Source organism: Bariatricus sp. TF06-38A (genome assembly GCF_027690675.1).
In the GTDB taxonomy this organism is placed as follows: Bacteria; Bacillota; Clostridia; order Lachnospirales; family Lachnospiraceae; genus Allocoprococcus; species Allocoprococcus comes.
The window spans coordinates 16,032-40,735 of the sequence record NZ_JAQFCE010000011.1; the positions used below are offsets into that span (position 1 = coordinate 16,032).

The window sequence follows — 24,704 nt, forward strand, 5'->3', positions numbered from 1 at the left end:
TCAAAGAGGTAGAGGAGAAAATGAATAAAAATTTATTATTTCGCAGTATTCCGAAAGTAGATATTCTGCTTGAAGAACAGGAGATACAGGATTTGATTGATGCATATGGACGTGAACTTGTGATGGATGTGATCCGTGAAGAGATGGATGCGCTCAGAACATTTATCGGAAAGTGCGAGGAAGAAGAGAAAGCGAAAGCGCAGATCGGGATGCTTACGCAGAATATAAAACGGCATGCCGGAAAGCTGCATGAGCCGAATATGAAAATGGTGATCAACGGAACAGGAACAGTTCTCCACACCAATCTCGGCCGTGCACCGATCAGTAAGGAGCATGTTGAGAGACTGGCAGGAATTGTGAGTGGTTACTCCAATCTGGAATACAATCTGGAAGCAGGAGCACGTGGAGAGAGATACTCTCATTTTGAAAAACTGCTTTGCAAACTGACCGGGGCAGAGGCTGCGATGGCGGTTAACAACAATGCTGCGGCTGTTATGCTGATCTTAAGTTCAATGGCAAAAGGCGGGGAAGTTGTAGTATCCCGCGGAGAGCTGGTTGAGATCGGTGGCAAATTCCGGATTCCGGATGTAATGGAGCAGAGCGGAGCTTCACTTGTGGAAGTCGGAACGACGAATAAGACACATTATTCTGATTATGAAGAAGCGATCACAGAGGAGACAAAAGCACTCCTTAAAGTTCATACAAGCAATTACCGTATTGTTGGATTTACAGAGACGGTTACGATCGATGAATTGATTCCGATTGCGCAGGAACACGATATCCCGATTATCGAAGATCTTGGAAGTGGCGTGCTGATCGACCTGAGTAAATACGGACTGACCTATGAACCGACGGTTCAGGATTCCATCCGCAAGGGAGCGGACGTTGTATGCTTCAGCGGAGACAAGCTGCTCGGTGGTCCGCAGGCTGGAATCATCATCGGTAAGAAGAAATATATTGACCAGATGAAGAAGAATCAGCTGACACGTGCACTGCGAATTGATAAATTTACAGCAGCGGCACTGGAACTGGTATTACAGGAATATTTATCAGAAGAAAAGGCAATCCAGAATCTTCCGGTACTGCGTATGATCACAGAGTCCAAAGCGGATGTGGAAAAGCGTGCAAGATCTCTGAAGCGGATTCTGCAGAATGCACATCTTGCTGCAACGATCGGGATGGAACCGTGTGAATCACAGATCGGTGGAGGCTCTCTTCCACTTGAACGCATTCCGAGTATGGCAGTTACGATTAAGCCGGAGAATATCAGTGTACCGAAGCTGGAAGAAGAGATGCGGCATCTTTCTATGCCAATCATTCCGCGTACAGCCAACGACACGATTTATCTGGATGTGCGGACAATTGAATCCTGCTACTTTAAGAAGATAGCAGAGATGCTGGGAGAATTATTATGAAAAACATTATCGTAGGAACCGCAGGTCACATTGACCATGGGAAAACGACACTGATAAAAGCACTTACCGGACGTAACACGGACCGGTGGGAAGAAGAACAGAGAAGAGGGATCACCATTGACCTCGGGTTTACTTATTTTGATTTGAAAAATGGAGACCGTGTAGGGATCATTGATGTTCCGGGACATGAAAAATTTATCAACAACATGGTTGCGGGAGTTGTCGGAATGGATCTGGTACTTTTGGTTGTGGCAGCGGATGAAGGTATCATGCCGCAGACAAGAGAACACATGGACATTCTGGGACTCCTTGGGATCAAGAAGAGCATTCTGGTGATCAACAAGTGTGATCTGGTCGATGAAGAATGGCTGGAACTCGTTGAGGAAGAAATCCAGGAAGAACTGGAAGGTACTTTTTTGGAAGGTGCACCGGTTGTTAAAGTATCGGCTGCAACCGGGCAGGGGCTTGATGAACTGACGGATACGATTCAGCAACTGATGTCGGATGAGGTGGTTGCAAAGGATACACAGACTATTCCAAGACTTCCGATTGACCGGGCATTTACCCTGTCAGGCTTTGGGACAATTATCACAGGGACACTTATATCCGGTACGATCACCAGGGAAGACGTTCTGGAAATGTATCCGATCGGAAAAGAGTGCAAAATTCGTAATATTCAGGTACATGGGCAGAATCAGGACAAATGCTATGCCGGACAGAGAGTGGCGATCAATCTGTCAAATGTGAAGAAAAAGGAGATTCGCAGAGGGTGTGTGCTTGCGCCGAAGAACAGTATGAAAAATACAGATCTTCTGGATGTGAAGCTGAAAGTTCTGGAAGACTCCATGCGTATCCTTACAAATCATGAGAGATTGCATTTATACACGGGTACGAGTGAGATCCTCTGCCGTGCTGTTCTGCTGGATAAGGAGCAGATCGGACCGGGAGAAGAGGGACTGGTACAGCTCAGACTGGAAGAAGAGATTGCGGTCAAACGAGGTGACCGTTTTGTAGTACGTTTCTATTCGCCGATGGAGACTATCGGAGGCGGGATCGTTCTGGAACCGAATCCGGTGCGTAAGAAACGTTTTGATGCGCAGGCAATCGAAGAACTGAAGAAAAAAGAATCCGGTTCTCTTGGCGATGTTATGGAGCTTCAGATCAAAGAACACGGCGACACGATGATCACACTTGCTGAGCTTGCAAAGGTGATGGCACATTCCGTAGATGAACTGAAGGAGTATCTTGAAGAACTGGAAGAATCGGGCACAATCTTTGTATTCCCAATGAAGAAGGACACATATTTGTGGCACAGAGACAGCGAATTTGCAGTACGTCAGAAGATAGAGGAGACATTGCAGAAATATCACAGTGAGCATCCATACCGATATGGAATGAAGAAAGCCGAAATTCACAACACATTCCTGAAAAAGATCAAACCAAACATATTTGATGCGTATATCGAAAGAATGACGGGAGAAAACGTCTATGGAAGAAGGGAAGAATATCTTTCGCTTCCGGGATATGAAGTTCCGAAGGACGCGATGTATCTTCAGACAGAGAAGCTGATCGAAGATACATTTGAAAAAGCAGGATATGATTTTGTGAGATTTTCAGAGATTGATTTTGGAAAAATTCCGCGCCAGACAGCGGAAGATGTGGTTCTCATGATGATTGACGAAGGAAAAGTACTCCGTATCAATGAAGAGATGTTTACGATGAAACACCTGATGGATGAAGCGAAGGAAAAAATTCAGAATCATCTGAAGGAAGAAAATCTGATCACGATCGCACAGGTGAGAGATATGTTCTCAACAAGCAGAAAGAGTGCGAAACCGATTTTAGAATATATGGACAGCATTAAGGTGACAAAGAAGACAGGCGGAGAAAGTGAGAGGGTGGCATACTTATGAATTTAAAGCAGCTGGAGGCATTTGTTAAGGTAACTGAGTCGGGAAGTTTTTCAAAAGCGGCAAAGCTTTTGTTCCTGACGCAGCCAACGGTCAGTGCACATATCTCTTCTCTGGAGAAAGAACTGGACTCACGGCTTTTTGTCAGAAATACAAAGGAAGTAAAATTGTCGGAAGAAGGAAAGCAATTATACCAGTATGCGCGCCAGATGGTGGAACTCGAAAAAGAAATCGAGCAGGTATTTTCCAAGGATGCGCATCGTGAGGAAAAATGTATTACAATTGCGACCTCTACGATTCCGGCGCAGTATGTTCTTCCAGCGATTCTGGCGAAATTCAGAGAGACTTATCCGGATGAGCAGTTCCGGATTTCAGAAAATGACAGCTGCGGTGTTGTTGAACAGGTAGCAGGGCATATGGTAGATATTGGATTCACAGGTACGGTACTTGAAAAAAAGCATTGCAGATATATGCCTTTTTATCAGGATGAACTGGTTGTTATCATGCCGAATACCGAGTTTTATCAGGAAATACAGAAGCGCTATAAGACAGCAACATGGATAAAGAATGAACCGGTCATTATGCGGGAAGAAGGATCGGGAACCCGCAAGGAAACAGAAAAAATATTGAGAAAAGCAGGAATTATGCCTGATACTCTCAATATAGTAGCATGCATTGAGAATCCGGAAGCGATAAAAAGGTCAGTAAAGAGTGGGCTTGGAATCACGATCATATCAAGACTTGCAGCAGAAGAGGAGATCCGGACCGGACAGGTTCTGGAATTCCCGTTACAGAAGGATGAAAGCAGTCGTTATCTGAACCTTGTATACAATAAAAACTATCAGCTGCCTGCAGCAGCAGAGCATCTGATCCGGATTGTAAAGGATTTCTATCCGGATGCACATATGGGGAAATGAAAAGAGGATCAATATGATATATTTAGATAATGCAGCAACCACAATGCGCAAACCACAGGAAGTAATTGATGCGATCACCGCAGTAATGTGCTCAATGGGGAATGCAGGAAGAGGCGTCAACGAGGCATCTCTCGGAGCAGCAAGAACCGTATATGACACAAGAGAGAAGCTTGCAGGTTTTTTCGGGGCGGAAGATGCAAGACAGATCGTATTTACCATGAATTCAACGGAGAGTCTGAATATTGCGATCAAGGGAATCTTAAATCCGGGAGACCATGTGATCTCTACGGTTTTGGAACATAACTCTGTTCTCCGACCACTTTATGAGATGGAGAAAAAGGGAGTTGAAGTGACATTCCTTGGATGTGATGAAAAAGGAACTCTGGATTACGCAGATTTTGATAAAGCGATCAAAGAGAATACAAAAGCAATTGTCTGTACCCATGGGTCCAATCTGACGGGAAACAAAGTGGATGTGGAGCGGATCGGGGAAATTGCAAAAAAACACGATCTGTTGTTTGTGGTAGATGCATCACAGACTGCCGGTGTATTTCCGATCGATGTGCAGAAGATGCATATTGATATTCTGTGTTTTACCGGACATAAGGGACTTTTAGGACCGCAGGGGACTGGTGGAATGTATGTGAGAAAAGGCGTTCATGTCCGGCCACTTCTTTCAGGCGGTACCGGTGTGCAGACCTATAGTAAGACACAGCCGGAAGAGATGCCGACAGCACTGGAAGCAGGAACACTTAACGGACACGGGATTGCCGGACTGGATGCTGCAATCGGATATCTGGAAGAAACAGGAATTGATACGATCCGCGCAAAGGAACAGGCATTGATGAAGCGGTTTTATGAAGGGATAAAAGAAATCCCGGGAGTCAAAATCTATGGGGATTTCAGTAGCATGGACCGCTGTGCGGTAGTGAGCCTGAATATCAGAGATTATGACTCGGGAGAAGTCAGCGATGCACTTCTGACAGATTATGGGATTTCTACCCGTTCAGGAGGACACTGTGCACCACTGATGCATGAGGCACTTGGAACCGTAGAGCAGGGGGCTGTCAGATTCAGTTTTTCCCACTATAACACAGAGGAAGAAGTGGATACGGCAATCCGGGCAATCTGCGAGCTTGCAGAAGAAGAGTAAAATTTTATAAGATCAGAGATTGATAGAAGACCGATATAATATTGATAGTATCAATATATATATCGGTCTATTTTAATTATGAATTGGACAAGAAGTTGTGCAAAAGATATAATTATAGGGTAACAAAAAAGTCTTTAATAGTCAAAATGACGAATGAGAGAAAGACGAAGGAGGAAGAAAAATGAATTTATCAGATTCAAAGAAGAAGCTTGCACTTGCGGGGGTTCTGTGTGGGCTTGTAGCTGCATGTCTGGCTTACTTTGGTAATCCGGCAAACATGGCATTCTGTATTGCCTGCTTTATCCGTGATACGGCAGGAGCTCTGGGATTTCACCAGGCCGAAGTTGTGCAGTATGCAAGACCGGAGATCATCGGTCTTGTGATCGGAGCATTTATTATTTCAGTGGCAACAAAAGAATACCGTTCAACAGCAGGATCTTCACCGATGATCCGCTTTATCCTTGGTATGGTAATTATGATCGGTTCCCTGATTTTCCTTGGCTGCCCGCTCCGTATGGTGCTCCGTATGTCAGCAGGTGACCTGAATGCATGGGTAGCACTGATCGGTTTTGTACTTGGAGTTGGAACCGGAGCATTTGCACTCAAAAATGGTTTCAGCCTTGGACGTGCGCATGAGACAAACAAAGAAAGTGGAGCAGTGCTTCCGGTACTGATGCTTGGTATTCTGATTCTTGCAACCTGCTCAACACTTCTCAAAGCAAGTGAAGCAGGTCCTGGAAGCTTTCATGCACCAATTATCATGTCACTGATCGGCGGACTTATTTTCGGAGCACTTGCTCAGAAATCAAGAATGTGCTTCGCCGGCGGAATCCGTGATGCGATCTTAATGAAGAACTTTGATCTTCTTACAATTATTGCAGGTCTTTTTGTAGTAATGCTGATCTTCAATCTGGCAACAGGAAGATTTGTACTTGGATTTAACACTCCTGGAATCATTGCACATTCCAACCATCTGTGGAATATCCTTGGCATGTATGCAGTAGGATTCGCGGCAGTTCTTGCCGGCGGATGCCCGCTTCGCCAGCTGATCCTTGCAGGACAGGGTTCCTCTGATTCAGCAGTTACTGTACTTGGCATGTTCTTTGCAGCAGCACTTTGCCATAACTTCGGACTTGCATCAAGCGGAACAGCTATGAATGCAGAGACAGGCGAACTCGTTGCAGGAGCCGTAACGCCGAATGGAAAAGTTGCTTGTATTATCTGTATTATCGCATGCTTTATCATTGCATTTACAAACAAAAGAGAGCAGGCAAAATAGTCAGAAACTGCAAGATATAGATGGATAATCCATAAGAAATATGATATGCTAGGAAGGCAGGTAAAAAATATGAAAGAAGTAGATGCAAGAGGACTTTCGTGTCCGGAACCGCTGATGCTTACTGCAGAGGCACTGAAGAATGCAAACGGACCGATCAAGGTTCTTGTGAGCGAACCTCACCAGAAGACTAATATCGAGAAGTTTGCGAAGGACAAAGGAAAGAAGGCAACTTCTGCCGAGAAGGGCTCTGAATTTGAAATTGTGATTGAATAATGAGAAAAAAAGAGTTAAAGCTGGTTATCACATTCCATACAACAGCGGATGCGATGGCGATGGAAAAAGAATGTAAAAAAGTTGGTGCACAGGGACGTATGATTCCGGTGCCGAGAAGTATTTCAGCAGGATGCGGGCTTTCCTGGTGCGCACCACTGGAATGCAGGGAAGAACTGAAAAATGTCATGCAGGGAATCGGTCTTGAAGAAGAAGAAATCCACGAGTGTATGGTATAAGAAGAGGTAAAACGAGGAAACCGCAAGATGAGGAATCATTTTTGCGGTTTCCTTTTTTGTTTTATTTAACAGGAAATTCTGAAAACATATTTCTAAAATCATTTACTGAGAATATTCGTGGAATAAGAAAAATAATTCTTTACATTTAGACTGATTTTGGATACATTATTAGTATATCCTACTAATTAACTGCGGTATGGTGGAGGGGAAGATGAAAGGATTATCAGAAAAGCGGTTGAGCGATTATATGGCAGAACAGATTGCGGATGAAATTCTGGCGGGCAGGATAGAAGGAGGAAGCCAGTTAAAGCAGGAAGAGCTTGCTGAGGTATTTGGAGCATCCAGAATCCCGATCCGTGAAGCATTTCAGGTTCTGGAGAGTCAGGGGCTGATCGTGAGGCTGGCAACAAAAAGAATTTATACGGTTGAGCTGGATGAAGAGCAGATAGAACTGATTTTTGAGATGATCGGGGAAATCCTCAAAAAAGCGGTTCAGCATGTCCTGAATACGAAAAGTCAAACCGAGGAAAAGGAAGTATTTTCGACGGAAACAAGACCGGACCAGTTGCTTCTTGCACAGATGGAGAATGGATATCTGACGAATCTGCTGAAAAATGCTTCGGAGTGTTATATCCGGTTTGCCACAAAATGTAAAGAGACGGATGGAAAAAAAGAGACAGAAAAGGCAATCTGCGAAAAGATAGCAGGTGCATTAAATGGTGCGGAAAAATATACAAAAACATTTGCAAAAGCGGTCAATAGTGAGATTGACAGATGGGTATTGCTTCTGGCAGAGCAGGTGAAGGAAGAAAGAAGGAAGAATAGATGAATGGTTTAAAACCGATCAAGATGCCGTCAGCGAAGGAAAAAGTTGCTGCGGAGCTTAGAAAAGCAATTTTATCAAGGCAAATGAAAGAAGGAGAGATCCTTTCACTCGACAGTGTGGCATCTCAGCTAAATGTGTCGGCAATGCCGGTAAGAGAAGCATTTCAGATTCTGGCAAGGGACGGGCTGATCCAGCTTCGGAAGAATAAAGGGGCAGTCGTCCTTGGAATCACGGAAACCTATATCCGGGAACATTATCAGCTCCGCGCGATCCTTGAGAGTGCGGCAGCAAAGCTTGCAGCAGAACCGGGAACAGATATTGCGGAAATAGAAGATGTCTATCAGGAATCTTGTGAGGCACTGGAAAACGGGGAATCCCAGAAATACACGGATCTCAACCGTGCATTTCACAATGAAATCTGGAGTGCGGCAGGTAATGGAAAGATGAAAAAAATGATCTCCGAACTCTGGAACGGACTTTCTATGGGAAGTATGGTTTCAGAAGGTGATTATGCGAAGGTATCGATCAAAGAGCATGGAAGGATTCTAAAAGCACTCCAGGAGCATAATGTCGAAGCGGCAGAAAAAGAGATGTATGCGCATATCATGCGAAGCCGCGATGATATGCTGACGTATTACAAGTAGATAAGTGTAAGAAAATAAAAGATATACACAGAACATAAAAAGATTTTGAGAGTATAGATACTTCTTGAAGTCTTTTTTATTTGCAAAAAATTTCAGAATATACTTCAAAAAAGGGTTGGTTTCGATACGCAGCTAAAAAAAACAGTCTGTAATAAGTGCATTGAAATATACAAATATTTGTGTATTGCATACAATAAATCATTCTAAAAGTGTATTTCGTGTAATATGACAGAAGAATCTTAGTCAGAATATACAAAATAGAATATGCAGAATTATGCTATCCGCCAAAATGATAAAAAGTAATTGACATTTTGGTGTCAATGAATTATATTAAAATCAAGATTTGGATACAAAATCAGATATCAAGTAAAAGACATCCAGAAAAAAAACTAAAAAGAGAAATGAGGAGGTAGCAAAATGAGTCAGGTAACTATCACATTATTGTTCCTGCTGTTTGCAATCGTGATGTTCATGTGGGAAAAAATTCCGTTGGGACTGACATCCATGATTGTCTGTGTGGGACTGGTAGTCACGAGAGTTCTGGACTGGAAGACAGCATTTTCAGGATTCATTGACAGCAACGTCATCCTGTTTGTCGCGATGTTCATTGTAGGTGGCGCACTTTTTGAAACAGGAATGGCAAACAAAATAGGGGGAGTTGTAACACATTTCGCCAAGACAGAGAAGCAGCTGATCGTTGCGATTATGGTCATCGTAGGCGTGATGAGCGGTTTCCTTTCCAACACAGGAACAGCCGCAATTCTGATCCCGGTAGTCATCGGTATCGCAGCAAAGTCGGGATATTCAAGATCAAGACTTCTGATGCCGCTTGTATTCGCAGCAGCGATGGGAGGTAACCTTTCTCTGATCGGAGCTCCGGGTAACATGATCGCACAGTCACAGATGGAAAGCATCGGACTGAAATTTGGATTCTTCGATTATGCAAAAGTAGGTGTACCGATCCTGATCGTCGGAATCATTTATTTTGCACTGATCGGATACAAATTTCTTCCAAACAAGACAGATGCAGCTGGAGACAGCATTTATGATGAGGTACAGGATTTCAGCAATGTACCAAAGTGGAAACAGACACTTTCCCTGGTTATTCTGATTCTTACACTTCTCGGAATGATCTTTGAAGAACAGATCGGAATCAAGCTTTGTGTAACGGGTTGCGTCGGAGCAATTGCCCTGATCCTTACAGGAGTTATCAGTGAGAAAGATGCACTTCTTTCCATCGATCTGAAGACGATCTTCCTGTTCGGTGGAACACTTTCCCTTGCAGCAGCACTTGATCAGACAGGGGCAGGAGAGTTGATTGCTGATAAAGTAATCGGACTTCTTGGAAAGAACCCGTCACCTTATGTACTTACATTTGTAATTTTCATGCTGTGCTGTGTACTTACCAACTTTATGTCGAATACAGCAACAACAGCACTTATGGCACCAATCGCTGTGTCAATCGCACAGGGAATGGGAGCAGACCCAAGCGCAGTACTTATGGCATGTGTCATCGGAGGATCATGCGCATACGCAACACCGATCGGAATGCCGGCAAACACAATGGTTGTCACAGCCGGAGGATATACATTTAAAGATTATGCAAAAGCAGGTGTGCCGCTGATTCTGGTATCCACCGTAGTAAGTATGATCTTACTTCCGATATTCTATCCATTCTTCCCGTAAGAAGGGATAACAAAGTAATTAAATTAAATGCAATATAAAAAGAGGAGGATTTTAAAATGTCTAGAGAAGAACAGGTAACACAGCTTACAGATTACATGGCAAAGTTCATTGCACACGTTGCCAAAAAACTTCCAGATGATGTCATCGCAAAACTTCAGGAACTCAGAGAGAAAGAGGACAGCCCGCTGTCTAAGGTAATCTACGATACCATGTTCCGTAACCAGGAACTCGCAGTAGCTCTTAACAGACCAAGCTGCCAGGATACAGGTGTCCTTCAGTTCTGGGTAAAATGTGGAACAAAATTCCCACTGATCGATGATCTGGAAGCATTACTGAAAGAAGCAGTAGTAAAGGCTACATTCGAAGCACCGCTTCGTCACAACAGCGTTGAGACATTCGATGAATATAACACAGGAAAGAACGTAGGAAAAGGAACACCGACCGTATTCTGGGATATCGTTCCAAACTCTGACAAATGTGAAATCTACACATACATGGCAGGTGGCGGATGTACACTTCCGGGAAAAGCTATGGTTCTGATGCCAGGTGAAGGATACGAAGGTGTAACAAAATTCGTTCTCGATGTTATGACAAGCTACGGACTGAATGCATGTCCTCCGCTTCTTGTAGGTGTAGGTGTAGCAACTTCTGTAGAAACAGCAGCTCTGCTTTCCAAGAAAGCTCTGATGCGTCCGATCGGCTCTCACAATGCTAACGAAAGAGCTGCAAAGATGGAAAACCTTCTGGAAGACGGAATCAACGCAATCGGCCTTGGACCACAGGGAATGGGCGGAAAATACTCAGTAATGGGTGTTAACATCGAAAATACAGCACGTCATCCATCTGCAATCGGTGTGGCCGTAAACGTAGGATGTTGGAGTCACAGAAGAGGACACATTGTATTTGACAAGGACCTTAATTACACAATCACAACACATTCGGGGGTGGAATTATAATGGTAGAAGTAAAAGACGGAAAGAAAATTTTAACAACACCAATTTCAGCAGAGGACTTAAAAGACATTAAAATCGGAGACATCATTTACCTGAACGGAAGTATGACAACATGCCGTGATGTTGCTCATCGCCGTCTGGTAGAAGAAGGAAGAGAACTTCCTGTAGATGTAAGAAACAACGCAATTTTCCATGCAGGACCGATCATCCGTCCATTGGAAAATGACAAATTCGAGATGGTTTCCGTAGGACCGACAACCAGTATGCGTATGGAAAAATTCGAGTATGAATTCGTACAGAAATCTGGTGTACGTGTGATCATCGGAAAAGGTGGAATGAAAGAAAACACCGAACGTGCATGTAAAGAGTTCGGAGCAATCCACTGCGTATTCCCGGCTGGTAATGCCGTAGTAGCAGCAACAGAGGTTGAAGAGATCGTAAGAGCTGAGTGGAGAGATCTCGGAATGCCGGAAACACTCTGGAACTGCCGCGTAAAAGAGTTTGGACCACTGATCGTATCCATCGATACAGAAGGAAACAACCTCTTTGAAGAAAGAAAAGTAATCTACAATAAGAGAAAAGACGAACAGTATGAGATAATCAGCAAACAGGTTGGATTTATCAAATAGTCATACTGAAAAATATGGAACCCATACTTGCTTAATTAAAATAATAATCAAATATTCTGCCAGATATTTGGTCTCGTTATGAAGAAGTGCTGCAAGCCGATGAGAGTGATCGGTTTTGCAGCACTTTTTCGTAATGCTTTTTTACAATGTTTTTTCCATTTAGAGACTAGAATATGGTATACTTATAGATAATGGAAAAATTTATGAATTTACAGAAAGGCAAGGCATGCAGTTACGTTTTGAAATTCCGGAGAGTTTCTGGAGTCTGTTCCGTTCTGTGAACAGAGAGACATACATTGAGGCTTTGATGGCGATCAATGAAGAATACCAGTACAGCAATTATTTTCTGACCAGGGAAGTTTGTATTCAGGTGCTTCGGGATCTGTATATGAAGAAACAGATCGAACTTAAACGAGAAGAAGATGAGACTGAGTTTGATATGTTGGAGACTCCGTCGGCAAGGATTCTGAACTGGCTGATCCGAAAAGGATGGCTGAAGAAAATTGAAGATTATAATACATTGGTGACGAATATCGTAATTCCGGATTATGCAGCAATATTTGTGGATGCCTTTGAGCGGCTTTCTACGGAGGACCTGGAGGAGACAGAGATCTATATCCAGAATGTCTATGCGACATTGTTCTCGTTTAAAAATGATCCGAGGGTGAATCTAAATATGCTCCGGACAGCACTTATCAATACCAGACGGCTCAACAAAGCACTGCAGGATATGCTGCATAACATGGATAAATTTTTTGCAAGGCTTCTGGAACAGCAGTTTTACGGGGATCTTCTGAAAGAGCATCTGGACGGATATGTGGAAGAGATTGTCCGGAAAAAATACCATATCCTGAAGACTTCGGATAATTTTTATATCTATAAGACAGATATCAAAGAATGTCTGCGTCAGATGCGGGATGATGAGGAATGGATCGAGAAGATCCGTGAGCGCGCCCGTGCAACCGGAGATACGGGAGAAGATGTGCTGGAACTTCTGGATATGATCGAGAGAGGCTTTGATGATATCGAGCACCGCATTTCCAATATGGATAAGGAGCACAGCAAATATGTGCGTGCGACGGTGACAAGACTGAATTATCTTCTGAGCGGAGAGAGCGACACGAAGGGACTGGTTATTCAGCTCCTGAACCGGATGGCAGAGGATGACTATGAAGAGGTCATTCAAAAGACGGGGGAGAAGATGAATCTGTCTTTGGTTGAAATCCTGTCAGAAAAATCTCTTTATAAGCGAAGAAAAAACCGGAAGGATTTTGTAAGTCAGATGGCACAGGAAGAAGAAGTGGATGATCTGGACAGGGAAGATGTGCTCAGATTGAACCGGATCAAGCGCAGATTCAGCAAAAAGCAGATTGAAGAATTTATCGAAGAGCATATAGAGAAAGATGTGCTGGATACAGAAAAACTTTCCCTTACATCAGAGGAGGATTTTGAAAAGCTGATTCTGGCATATGACTTAAGTACCCGTAAGAACAGCAAATATAAAACGCTGGAAGAGGATGCGGAGACGATTGAAAAGAACGGATACCGTTATCCTGCACTGAAGTTTGTAAGAAGACATTTATAGAAAAAGAAGACAAAATTGGAGAGAATGAATGATAGAATATTTTGAGCAGCTTACGCAGGAAGAACAGGAAGATCTGACAGATGTGATCAGGCTTCTCTATAGACAGACATTTCTTCTGGAGAGGAAGTTTGACAAGCGTGCGGGCAGACTCCAGTATCAGAGAGAGTACCGTATCTGCGAAAAGCACATTGATTTTCTGAAAATGTATTTCCAGATTGCCGGCATTACGTTATGCGAGAATGTACATCTGGGTCTGATCTATATTCAGGATGAGATGGTCTGGGGAGAAAAGCTTCCGCGTCTTGCGACTATTTACATATTATTGCTGAAGCTGATCTATGATGAGCAGATGGCATCGGTTTCGTCGAGCAGCCAGATTGTGACAACCTTGGGGGCACTCAACGGAAAAGCAGGAGATTTTCGCGTGCTTCGCAGTATCCCGTCACCGACCGAGATGAAAAGAACTATTGCCATGCTGAAAAAATACCAGCTGATCGAGCCATTGGATGTACTGGAAGAGTTAAATGAAAGTACAAGACTTCTGATCTATCCGTGTATCCATGCAGTATTGCAGGGAGATGCGGTGAGAGAAGTTCTGGAATCATTTGGAAGCAGCCGGGAAGAAGAGGAGGAGACTCTTGGAGACATTGGATAACAGGCAGCCGTTCTGGGCGATTTCAAAAATCTGCCTGAACAACTGGCATTATATAGACAGAAAAATACTGACTTTGAGTGAAGGGATCAATTTTTTCACCGGGCATTCCGGAAGTGGAAAATCAACGGTTATCGATGCAATTCAGATTGTGCTCTATGCTAACACGGACGGACGTGGATTTTTTAATAAAGCGGCAGCAGATGATTCCGACCGTACCTTGATCGAGTATTTGCGCGGAATGGTAAACATCAGTGAAAATAATGAGTCCCAGTATCTGCGAAATAAGAATTTTTCCAGTACGATCGTGATCGAGCTGGAACAGACGAGAACCCATGAGAAACAGTGCGTGGGCGTTGTATTTGACGTGGAGACAGCAACAAATGAGATCAACCGCCTGTTTTTCTGGCACAGAAGCGGTCTGCTTGCGAATGCTTACCGGGGAGAAAAGAGATGTCTTTCTACTGTGGAAATAAGAGAATATCTGCAGCGTACCTTTGGTGAAGAGGCATTCTACTGCGGACCGAGCAATGAGCGTTTCCGCCGTCAGCTTTATGATGTGTATCTGGGCGGATTGGATAAAGAAAAGTTCCCACGTCTTTTTAAGCGGGCAATCCCGTTTCGGATGAATATCAAGCTGGAAGAATTTGTAAAAGAATATATCTGTATGGAACAGGATATTCAGATTGAGGATCTGAAAGAAAGTATCATGCAGTATGGCAGAATGCGCAGCAAAATTGAGTCAACGATGGAAGAGATTGAGGAACTGAAGAAGATCGATGGAATCTATCAGGATTTTGATGATAAGCGAGAAAAAAGCAGGGAATGTGACTACCGTCTTACCCGTCTGGAAATGCTCCGGCTGCAGGCGGACATCCAGGGACTCCATGATAAGATTAAAACCAGAGAAGAAGGTATCAAGGTACAGGAGCATACGAAAGCCGAGCTGATGCGCCAGAGTGGAGAACTGCAAAAGGAGCATGAGGAGCTGTTACTTCGTCTGAATAACAGTGGTTATAAAGCACTGGAAGCAGAACTTGCAGGACTTAACGAGACTCTGGAACATCTGGGAAAAAGCAGGGCGAGTCTCACAAAGACAGCACAGAGACTTGCAGCATGGAAAGAACAGGAGATTACGTCCAACCAGACCATCTGGGATATTGATAAATTTGAAGCCGGTACGATTTCGGAGGGCGAACTTACAAGGCTGAAAGAAAATATCGCACAGATGCGTGCGGAGATCGAAGAAGAACGTCGGGATACGGACAGTACACTTCGTCAGATCAAGAAAGAAGAACGGGAAGCCAAAGAAGAGCTAAAAGAGCTGAAACAGGGAAGAAAAGCATATCCCAAAGAGCTGGAAGAAGCAAGGCTGGAACTACAGAACCGGTTGCAGGAGAATTGTGGAAAATTTGTTTCCGTGCAGATCCTCGCAGATCTTCTGGAAATCCGGGATGAAAGATGGCACAATGCAGTGGAAGGCTATATGGGAAATAATAAACTTCTGCTGATCGTAGAGCCGAAATACGCAAAAGCGGCAATGGATATTTATCAGGAGATGGATAAGAAGAAATTCTTCCGTGCTGCAATTCTGGATACGGAAAAGGTTATGGAAGAAGAGCACATTGTCCGGCAGGGCGCTCTTGCAGAAGAAGTAAAAGCAAAAGAAAAATACGTGCAGTCTTACATCAATTTCTTTCTTGGTAATGTCATGAAATGTGAGAACATTGAGGAACTCAGGGAGTGCAGGATTGGTGTGACACCGGACTGTATGTTGTATCACAGCTATCGTCTGCAGCATATTAATCCGGAAAATTATACGAGACGTGCTTATATCGGAGAGATTAGTCTCCGTCAGAGGATCCGGCAGCTTCAGAAGCACTGTGATGAGCTTCAGGAGAAGAGGCTTCCACTTGCGGCACTTGTGGAAGAGGCAAAGAAACTTCTGGAACTGGAAGCAATGCCACTTCCGACAGAGGATTATATCAGCCAGATCCTGGATGCAAAGGCGATAAAGGGAAAAGAAACCCGTAAGAAAGATTTACTTGAAAAGCTGCAGAAACTGCGTGCAGAATCAGTCGATACTCTGGAAGCACAGATGAAAGAAGTGCAGGAAAGACGGGATGCAAAGCAGAAAGAGATCACGAAGACAGAGAAAGAAATCTGGAAAAACGGGGAAGAAATCGAAAAATTCAGAAACAGTATTACAGAGTCGGAATTTGCACTTTCTGGAATCCAGAAAGAATTTCAGGAAAACGAAAGGTTTGAAAAGCAGTTTGAAGAGTATCTGGAAGCACAGAAAAGCAGAAACTATATTTATTTAAAAGAGGCAAGTGCAAGGCAGCTGCAGCAGCTTGGAAAGAAAAAAGAAGAGATCTATCAGGAGTTGGTGGCAGCCCGCAGTGCTTATACCAAAAAATATACGCAGCGTAATTTTTCAGTGGTAGAAGAAGATAATAAGGTTTATCAGGAGCTTCTGGAAAGCCTGTCGTGTGATAATCTGGAAACCTACCGGCAGGCAGCGAATGAACAGGCAAAGGCAGCGGTCGAGCACTTCAAGGATGACTTTGTTTTCAAGATCCGCAGTGCGATCCGCGAGGCCTACCAGAGAAGAGATGAGCTGAACCGGATCATCAGCCGGCTGGATTTCGGAAAAGATAAGTACCAGTTTGTGATCGCGAAGAATAAGGGTGCAGACGGAAAGTACTATAAGATGTTTATGGATGATACCCTGCAGATCAATCCGGCACAGCTTTCAGGTTCTATTGAGAACCAGATGAATCTGTTCACGATGGAGCATGAAGAAAACTACGGTGATATGATGAATGAACTGATCGGCATATTTATCCCACCGGAAAATGCTACCCATGAGGAACTGGAAGAGGCGAAGAAAAATATGGACAAGTACGCGGATTACCGTACTTATCTTTCCTTCGACATGCAGCAGATTGTCCAGGGTGAGGAAGATATGAAAATCGGTCTTGGCAAGATGATCCGCAAGAATTCCGGAGGAGAGGGACAAAATCCTCTTTATGTTGCACTTCTTGCAAGCTTTGCACAGATTTACAGGATCAATCTTTCCCCGAAAATCCACAGGAATCCGACGCTCAGACTGGTCGTTCTGGATGAGGCATTTTCCAAAATGGATGCCGAGAAGGTGGCGAGCTGTATTGCGCTGATCCGTGGGCTTGGTTTCCAGGCGATCATCAGTGCCACAAATGATAAGATCCAGAATTATCTGGAAAATGTTGATAAAACCTTTGTATATGCCAACCCGAATAAACGGCATATATCAATTCAGGAATTTGAAAAAACCGAGTTCGCACAGCTTGCGGATGAGGAAGAACAGGGGTGATAGAAAATGTATCTGGTAGACAGGATTATAGAAAGATGTGAGAACAGCAGCCGTGACTGGCGGGAAGGAGTGACTGGAGGGAGGACTCTTCGGATCACACAGGAGGATTATGATGCCTGTGGGAAAGAAGAGCTGATCGAAGAGGTGCAGCGCCTGGAAAGAGCAGGACTTCTGACTGTGAAAAAATGGGTTGTCCCAGACAGCGATGTAGAGCTTGTGGCATATCAGGTAGAGCATCTTCCGGATTTTTACCGTCTTGCAGACAGCGAAAGTGGAGAAGAATACTGGCCGAAGCAGGCGAAGGTAAATTATTATATACGTATGATTGACCAGGAGCTTTCGGAAGGCTTTCAGAAAGAATGGATCGAGAATTATCTGGAAAAGCTGAAAGAGCGGATCGCAGAAGGTGATCTGCCGAAAAATATAGAGAAGCTGGAAAAATATCTGGACTGTTACCGGGGACTGGACTCTCTGGAAGAACCGATGATGAAGCGGATTTTCAGTAAACGCTATCTGAAGGACAGCAAGATCTTCGAGCGGGAGATGGAACGAAATGTGGTGACGGCTGCAAGGAGATATTGCCCGGAGATTACGGCAGATATGGATATCCAGACGGTTCTGGAGCAGCTGCTGATCGAAGAAAATTCCCAGGAACTGGCAGTTAAAGGACCGCTTAAACTGAAGATCTGGAAAGGATCAGAAGCAAAAAGAGTGGATCTTTCCGATTTTACATATGGAGTTGTGCTGAACAGCCAGACAGTCAAGCATGCAATGGTTGAGGTAGAGCAGCCGGCACTGAAAAAAATCGTGACGATCGAGAATAAGACGAATTACCTTGCGATGGAATATGATCCGGAGATCCTTTATATCTACAGTCATGGATATTTTTCACCACTTGAAAGAGAATTTCTAAAGAAGCTGCAGAGAGTGATTGAAGGGAAAGACGTGGAAGTATTCCACAGCGGAGATATGGATTACGGTGGAATCCGGATTTTTGAATATATCCAGAAGCATATTTTCCCGGGAATAAAGCCATTGCAGATGGATGTGGAGACCTACGAGAAATACGAAGAATATGCGAAAACAATCTCGAAAGAGACGATGGAAAAGCTGGAAAAGGTAAATGTTCCACTTTTGGAGGAGTTAAAAGAAAAGCTTCTTGAAACAGGAAAGGGAATCGAACAGGAAAGCTTCCTGATTGAAGAATAGAGTACAGTGCATAAGGAAAAAATGCGGCAGTGAAAAGAAAAAGACCAGAATGCCCTGGTAGTGGGGCGGGTTCTGGTCTTTTTGTGTATACGATGAGCCAAGTGCAGATTTGTGCTTGCACAAGGATCTGCATTTGACGAATGTACATCATCGAGCTGTTAAGCGAGATGATGTACAAAGTATAAGAATCGAGTAGGAGTCAGCCTACTCGATTGTAGTGCGATGATCCATGTGCAGAAGGGTGTCTATACTGTCAATGAAAAAATGACAGAATTAAAAACCTTCTACAAACTGGTCAAGTACATGTGGGAGAAGCTTGTCACTGTATGCGGTGAGAGAATACTTGCCTTTGCATAATGCCCAGTCATAAAGAACAGCACGTTCGTACATTGCATAAATCTTCAGAAGTTCATCGGCAGTACTGGTGCCGTTGAATTCTCCATTTTTCAGTGCAGTGCTGATTGTCTCAGTGAGCCACACGAAATAGTAACGATCGTTTTCAAGAAGGGAGCGCTTATCTTTTGTGATCAGTTGGGACGAGTAGAGGGAGGCTAAAAGCCCGACATCGACACTGGTCTCAATCATATGAAATAGTTCATGGTTAAAAAATAACAGCTTATCATAAGCAGAAAGATCCGGATCTACGATTCCTGCAAGCTCTTCATACTTTTCGTCAAACAGATAAGAAAGTGTGTTGAGAAGAGCTTCTTTTCCCTTAAAATAGTGGTAAAAGGTTCCTTTTGAGGTCTTAGAAGCCGAAATGATCTCATCAACAGTGGTCTGTTCATAACCATGCTTGTAGAATAGATTCCACGCGGCTTTTATGATACGGCTTTTGGTGGAACTTCTTTTCTTTGGCATGAAAATTCCCCTCCTTTGAAAATAGTAATCTTTTTTTATTATAGCAGAATGGACATGAAATAACAAGAAAGTAATTTGTTTACAAAAAAAGGAGACAAAGCCATATACATAGCTCTGTCTCCTGAAAGATTTTGACTTAACGACCTACTTTGAAGCCATATTTTAACGGATCATCTGGATCGATCACATAAGTAGCTTCCCCTGTCAGATAAGCACTTCCGGTAATCTGCGGAATAACGGCATCATAGTCGGCAACCTTTGTAGTATCTAAGATTACGCCTTTGAACTGAGAGCCGATAAAGCTTTCATATACGAAAGGCTGTCCAACTTTGATTTCACCTTTTTTGTAAAGGGTGGCGAGCTTTGCGCTGGTTCCGGTTCCGCAAGGAGAACGGTCAGCCATATGATCTCCGAAGATAACGACATTACGTTTGTCACATCCAGGAGTATCGGTAGAGCAATAAAGCTCTGCAAGGTCGACAGTTGTGATATCAAGTTCCGGATGCCGGATCTCTACTTCAGCATTGACCTTTTCAATCAGCTTCATACCGAAATCGGTAAGCTGTGGGATTGACTGTGGATCTACGTGCCATCCGAACTGTTCGATATCAACAAGCGCGAAGAAGCTTCCGCCGAAAGAAATATCATAGTGAACTTCTCTGCCATCAACTTCTGTGGTGAGGTTTTCTTTGTAAAGGAAAGCCGGTACATTAGTAAGTGTTACATTAAGTACCTTTCCATTTTTGACTTCTGCTTTGGTACGGATAATTCCTGCAGGAGCATCCAGAACAACTTCTGTATAAGGTTCTACGGCAGGAACAAGTCCTGTTTCGATGATTGCTGTGACCGAACCGATTGTTCCGTGGCCGCACATATTCAGATATTCTCCAGTGTCCATGAAGATCACACCAAAATCAGCTTCTGGGTGGATCGGATCTGTCAGAAGAGCACCAAACATATCATGATGTCCACGTGGCTCAAACATCAGAGCCTGACGATATTTGTCGTAATGCTTTGCAAGAAAGTTCTTACGTTCGATCATTGTATCCCCTTCAAGCTTCGGGAAACCTGATGTAATGATTCTTGTAAATTCCCCAACTGTATGTGTGTCAATCGCATGGAAAGATGCCTCAAATGCGTCAAGATTCAGTTTTGGATTGATTTCCATTTTTAATATTCCTCCTTAGTTGAAAGACCAGACCAGAGTCTAGTATGCAGTTCAGTTTTCTTTAAAAATATTATGTACGAAAACACTTGAAAAGTCAATGGTAATTTGCTATAATGAATAAGCTTGATTGGAATAATCAATATATGGGGGTAGATGGATAACTGGTGTGTCTCCTGGTCTTCAAAACCAGTGTGGGGCGTTAGGAGCGTCCTGGGTGGGTTCGATTCCCACATGCCCTCGCCAAAAAGAGAGGTTTTTGGGCGAAAAGCCTTAAAAAGATAAAGAGAAAAGCTGCTGTATTGTTTTAGGGGAAACAGTACGGTGGCTTTTCTTTTTTGACGTAAATCCTCTTGGCCAGAATACTTATAGATAATGCGGATAAGTAAAATGAGGAAAAATAGACAATCTGTAAAAATCAGACAGAACCGATGAAAAAAATAAATAGATTATATATAAAAAAGATATTGAATTTTCAAGTAAAATCATATAGACTATAGTACAGATCAATCACTAGACTAGATTCTAGTATTGAGTCCAACATGAAAAGTGAAAATCTATAAATGCTATTGAAAAAAATATATCTATTTGTTAAACTATAGTCAAATACGCGTAGGACAAGATAAGATATAGATTTCGACGTAGAGGAGAAAGGAAGAGAAGAGACATGGCAAACTTACAGATTTTGCTGCGTCAGCATGTAGGAGCTCCTTGTGCACCGGTTGTAAAAGCCGGAGACAGAGTAGAAAAAGGGACTCTGATTGCAACACCGACAGGCCTTGGAGCTAATATTTTTTCAAGTGCATATGGTGTGGTAGAAGACGTACTGGAAGACCGTATCATCATCAAGCCGGATGAAGAACAGAAGGATGAATATGTAAAGATTCCGGAAGGCAGCAAGCTTGATATGGTAAAAGCGGCAGGTGTTGTCGGAATGGGTGGCGCCGGCTTCCCGACAGGTGTAAAACTCGGAACAGATCTGCAGGGAGGATATATCCTTGTAAATGCAGCGGAGTGTGAGCCTGGACTTCGTCATAACATTCAGCAGCTGGAAGATGACTGTGCGAAAGTTATCCGCGGAGTAAAACACTGCATGGAGATTTCCAATGCATCAAAAGCTATTTTTGCAATTAAGAAGAAAAATGAAAAAGCAGTAAAGGCACTGCGCGAGGCATTAAAAGATGAAGAGGCGATTACAATCCACTTACTTCCGGATATTTATCCGATGGGAGAAGAACGTGCGGTTGTAAGAGAATGTCTTGGAATCGAACTGAATACAACACAGCTTCCGTCAGCAGCGAATGCAATTGTCTGTAATGTAGAAACTCTTGCAAGAGTTGCGGAAGCAATTGAAGAGAGAAAGCCATGCTTTTCTAAGAACCTTACTGTTATCGGTAAGATCAATGGCGGTAATGAGCCACATGTATTTATGGATGTACCGGTCGGCACAAGCGTTGGGGAAATGATTGAACGTGCCGGCGGTATTGATGGTGTATATGGGGAAATCATCATGGGTGGTCCATTTACCGGACATGCTACTACAGAGGATGCACCGATCACAAAGACAACTGGTGGAATCATTGTTACAATTGATTTCCCGGATCTTCATGGTGCAAGTGTAGGTCTTTTGGTATGTGCCTGCGGTGGTAGCGAAGAACGTATGAGAGATATTTGTCAGAAGATGAATGGTGTAGTGAAATCAGTAGCCAGATGTAAACAGGCAATTGAAAACAAACCGGGAGCTCCGCTTAAATGCGAAAGACCTGGAAACTGTCCTGGACAGGCTAAGAATAATATCCAGTTCAAGAAGGATGGATGCGAGTACATTATTATTGGTAACTGCTCAGACTGTTCAAATACAGTAATGGGATCAGCACCGAAGATGGGACTTAAGGTATTCCACCAGACAGACCATGTAATGCGTACAATCGGACATCCACTTTACAGATATCTGCGTGTTTCAAAACAGGTAGAACAGTTACCGGAAGGTAAATAGATAAGTTGATACCTCACTTCGGTGAGTGTATAAATAGTTAATTGAGTTATTGTTAAATTAACAAGGAGGAAATTATTATGTCAATTACAGCGGAAACCGCAAAAGAACATGCAAAAGATCCTGCAGTATTATGCTGTAGAGCAGAAGGCGGCATTACAATCCAGGCTGCAAACCTTGAAGATCCGGCTATCTTTGATGATCTGGTAGATTCAGGACTTCTGAAACTTGATGGAACACTTACAATCGAACAGGTACTTGGAGCAAAGCTTGTTAAGACCTGCGATTCTCTTACACCACTTACAGCTGATCTTGTCGAAGGCGCAAAAGCACCTGCAGCAGAGGAAGCACCGGCTGAAAAAGCAAAAGAAGAAGTGAAAGAAGAAGCACCAGCAGTTACTGCAAATCCTACAGCAAGTGTACAGAAAGTTGGCGGCGTGTTAAAAATCCACATTGGAGAAGGCAAAGATATCGATATCGAAATGCCGATGGGTTTTAATAACGGTGTTGCAGTAGCGGAAGTACCGGCAGAGGTAGAATTACCGGCAGGCGTGGTTTCAGGCGCAGCACCGACAAAAGAGCTGGAACCGAAAGTCGTAAGAAGCGTTACCAGAAAGCATTATAAAATTACAGAAGTAAAGCGTGGACCGGAGACAAAGATCGAAGGAACAACTCTTTACATCCGAGAAGGAATTGAAGAAGAAGCAGTTGCTTCACAGGAACTGGTTCATCAGTTAAAGATTGATATCATTACACCGGATCAGTACCATACTTATTCTAATACAATCATGGACGTACAGCCGATCGCTACAAAAGAGGGCGAAGACGAAATCGGTACAGGTACAACAAGAGTACTTGATGGCGTTATCATGATGGTTACCGGAACAGACGACAATGGTGTTCAGATTGGTGAATTCGGTTCTTCCGAAGGATACCTGGATGAAAATATCATGTGGGGACGTCCGGGAGCTCCTGATAAAGGTGAAATCTTCATCAAGACAGAAGTTATCATCAAAGAAGGAACCAACATGGAAAGACCTGGTCCGCTTGCTGCACATTCTGCAACAGACGTGATCACACAGGAAATCCGTGAAGCTCTGAAGAAAGTAGAAGACGAAAGCCTTGTAGTAGATACAGAGACATTCAATCAGGTAAGAAGACCTGGTAAGAAGAAAGTCGTTATCGTAAAAGAAATCATGGGACAGGGTGCTATGCATGACAATCTGATCCTTCCTGTGGAACCAGTCGGAGTACTTGGCGCAAGACCAAACGTTGACCTTGGAAACGTACCGATCATGGCATCTCCACTGGAAGTACTTGACGGATGTATCCATGCACTTACCTGTATCGGACCTGCATCAAAAGAAATGTCAAGACATTACTGGAGAGAACCACTGGTTCTTGAAACTCTCCATGATGAAGAAGTTGACCTTTGCGGTGTTATCTTTGTAGGTAGCCCACAGATCAATACAGAGAAATTCTATGTATCAAAACGTGTTGGTATGATGGTAGAAGCTCTTGATGTTGATGGCGCATTTGTTACAACAGAAGGATTTGGTAACAACCACATCGATTTCGCAAGCCATATTGAACAGATCGGTATGAGAGGAATTCCGGTTGTTGGACTTTCATTCTGCGCAGTACAGGGAGCACTTGTAGTTGGAAACAAATACATGCAGTACATGGTAGATAACAACAAATCTGAATCAGGAATCGAGAACGAAGTTCTTGCCTGCAACACACTTTGCCAGGAAGAAGCAATCCGTGCACTTGCTATGCTGAAAGCTGGAATGGCTGGAGAAGAAGTGAAGAAGGCAGAAAGAAAATGGAATCCGAATGTAAAAGCAAATAACATCGAACTGATTTCAAAGACTATGGACAGAACAATTGAATTGGTTAAGAACGAGCAGTCGCTGCCGATGAGCCAGAAGAGAAAAGAAAAATACGATTAAGGTGAATGACT

At 43.4% G+C, this 24,704-nt stretch carries 20 protein-coding genes and 1 tRNA gene; 19 read left to right on the plus strand and 2 right to left on the minus strand.

Translation table 11 applies throughout. The features are described from left to right. Positions 1-20 precede the first annotated feature (20 nt). The 16 genes from selA (at position 21) to PG418_RS09945 (ending at position 18,722) form a co-directional block, all read left to right on the plus strand. A complete protein-coding gene (selA, locus tag PG418_RS09870) occupies positions 21-1,415 on the plus strand; it encodes an L-seryl-tRNA(Sec) selenium transferase (protein WP_055297559.1) in 1,395 nt (464 codons plus the stop codon). Beyond that, on the plus strand, positions 1,412-3,328 hold the full coding sequence (gene selB, locus PG418_RS09875; protein ID WP_008372453.1) for a selenocysteine-specific translation elongation factor: 1,917 nt from the start codon (positions 1,412-1,414) through the stop codon (positions 3,326-3,328). Before selA ends, selB begins: the two co-directional genes overlap by 4 nt. Beyond that, a complete protein-coding gene (locus tag PG418_RS09880) occupies positions 3,325-4,242 on the plus strand; it encodes a selenium metabolism-associated LysR family transcriptional regulator (protein WP_022220210.1) in 918 nt (305 codons plus the stop codon). Before selB ends, PG418_RS09880 begins: the two co-directional genes overlap by 4 nt. Positions 4,243-4,255: 13 nt before the next feature. Further along, positions 4,256-5,395 carry an aminotransferase class V-fold PLP-dependent enzyme gene (locus PG418_RS09885; protein WP_156330664.1) on the plus strand — a complete coding sequence of 380 codons (1,140 nt, stop codon included), beginning with the start codon at positions 4,256-4,258 and terminating at the stop codon, positions 5,393-5,395. Between the two features lie 181 nt (positions 5,396-5,576). Next, positions 5,577-6,674 (plus strand): YedE family putative selenium transporter, encoded by a 1,098-nt coding sequence (yedE, locus tag PG418_RS09890; RefSeq protein WP_195367870.1) that lies wholly within the window; start codon positions 5,577-5,579, stop codon positions 6,672-6,674. 69 nt (positions 6,675-6,743) lie between these two features. After that, positions 6,744-6,947: a sulfurtransferase TusA family protein gene (locus tag PG418_RS09895; RefSeq protein ID WP_498837342.1), complete on the plus strand. Its 204-nt coding sequence runs from the start codon at positions 6,744-6,746 to the stop codon at positions 6,945-6,947. Next, entirely contained in the window at positions 6,947-7,183 is a 237-nt protein-coding gene (locus PG418_RS09900; protein WP_008372464.1) for a putative Se/S carrier protein, read from the plus strand. Before PG418_RS09895 ends, PG418_RS09900 begins: the two co-directional genes overlap by 1 nt. A gap of 211 nt (positions 7,184-7,394) precedes the next feature. Further along, a complete protein-coding gene (locus PG418_RS09905) occupies positions 7,395-8,012 on the plus strand; it encodes a GntR family transcriptional regulator (RefSeq protein ID WP_227084843.1) in 618 nt (205 codons plus the stop codon). Further along, entirely contained in the window at positions 8,009-8,653 is a 645-nt protein-coding gene (locus tag PG418_RS09910) for a GntR family transcriptional regulator (protein WP_022220206.1), read from the plus strand. The genes PG418_RS09905 and PG418_RS09910 overlap by 4 nt, the downstream gene beginning before the upstream one ends. 417 nt (positions 8,654-9,070) lie before the next feature. Then, positions 9,071-10,339, plus strand: coding sequence for an SLC13 family permease (locus PG418_RS09915; RefSeq protein WP_055261647.1), 1,269 nt, complete (start codon positions 9,071-9,073; stop codon positions 10,337-10,339). Positions 10,340-10,395: 56 nt separating this feature from the next. Then, positions 10,396-11,295, plus strand: a complete 900-nt coding sequence (ttdA, locus tag PG418_RS09920; protein ID WP_008372474.1) for a L(+)-tartrate dehydratase subunit alpha — start codon at positions 10,396-10,398, stop codon at positions 11,293-11,295. Next, positions 11,295-11,921, plus strand: a complete 627-nt coding sequence (ttdB, locus tag PG418_RS09925) for a L(+)-tartrate dehydratase subunit beta (protein WP_008372475.1) — start codon at positions 11,295-11,297, stop codon at positions 11,919-11,921. Before ttdA ends, ttdB begins: the two co-directional genes overlap by 1 nt. A 226-nt stretch (positions 11,922-12,147) precedes the next feature. After that, positions 12,148-13,506: a Wadjet anti-phage system protein JetA family protein gene (locus PG418_RS09930; protein WP_055261649.1), complete on the plus strand. Its 1,359-nt coding sequence runs from the start codon at positions 12,148-12,150 to the stop codon at positions 13,504-13,506. 28 nt (positions 13,507-13,534) lie between these two features. Beyond that, positions 13,535-14,161 (plus strand): DUF4194 domain-containing protein, encoded by a 627-nt coding sequence (locus PG418_RS09935; protein ID WP_173690096.1) that lies wholly within the window; start codon positions 13,535-13,537, stop codon positions 14,159-14,161. Then, positions 14,145-17,513: an ATP-binding protein gene (locus PG418_RS09940; protein WP_431834347.1), complete on the plus strand. Its 3,369-nt coding sequence runs from the start codon at positions 14,145-14,147 to the stop codon at positions 17,511-17,513. Before PG418_RS09935 ends, PG418_RS09940 begins: the two co-directional genes overlap by 17 nt. A 6-nt stretch (positions 17,514-17,519) precedes the next feature. Beyond that, on the plus strand, positions 17,520-18,722 hold the full coding sequence (locus PG418_RS09945; RefSeq protein WP_055158019.1) for a Wadjet anti-phage system protein JetD domain-containing protein: 1,203 nt from the start codon (positions 17,520-17,522) through the stop codon (positions 18,720-18,722). Between the two features lie 273 nt (positions 18,723-18,995). Here PG418_RS09945 and PG418_RS09950 read toward each other — a convergent pair whose 3' ends face one another. Then, on the minus strand, positions 18,996-19,583 hold the full coding sequence (locus tag PG418_RS09950; RefSeq protein ID WP_008372489.1) for a TetR/AcrR family transcriptional regulator: 588 nt from the start codon (positions 19,581-19,583) through the stop codon (positions 18,996-18,998). A gap of 136 nt (positions 19,584-19,719) precedes the next feature. Next, a complete protein-coding gene (locus tag PG418_RS09955; RefSeq protein ID WP_022220198.1) occupies positions 19,720-20,751 on the minus strand; it encodes a proline racemase family protein in 1,032 nt (343 codons plus the stop codon). Between the two features lie 145 nt (positions 20,752-20,896). Here PG418_RS09955 and PG418_RS09960 point away from each other — a divergent pair. The 3 genes from PG418_RS09960 (at position 20,897) to prdA (ending at position 24,693) form a co-directional block, all read left to right on the plus strand. Beyond that, positions 20,897-20,994, plus strand: a tRNA-Sec gene (locus PG418_RS09960). A gap of 421 nt (positions 20,995-21,415) precedes the next feature. Next, a complete protein-coding gene (gene prdC / locus PG418_RS09965) occupies positions 21,416-22,744 on the plus strand; it encodes a proline reductase-associated electron transfer protein PrdC (RefSeq protein WP_008372495.1) in 1,329 nt (442 codons plus the stop codon). 77 nt (positions 22,745-22,821) lie between these two features. After that, complete coding sequence (gene prdA, locus PG418_RS09970) at positions 22,822-24,693, plus strand: D-proline reductase (dithiol) proprotein PrdA (protein WP_498837343.1); 1,872 nt, start codon at positions 22,822-22,824, stop codon at positions 24,691-24,693. Positions 24,694-24,704: the final 11 nt, after the last annotated feature.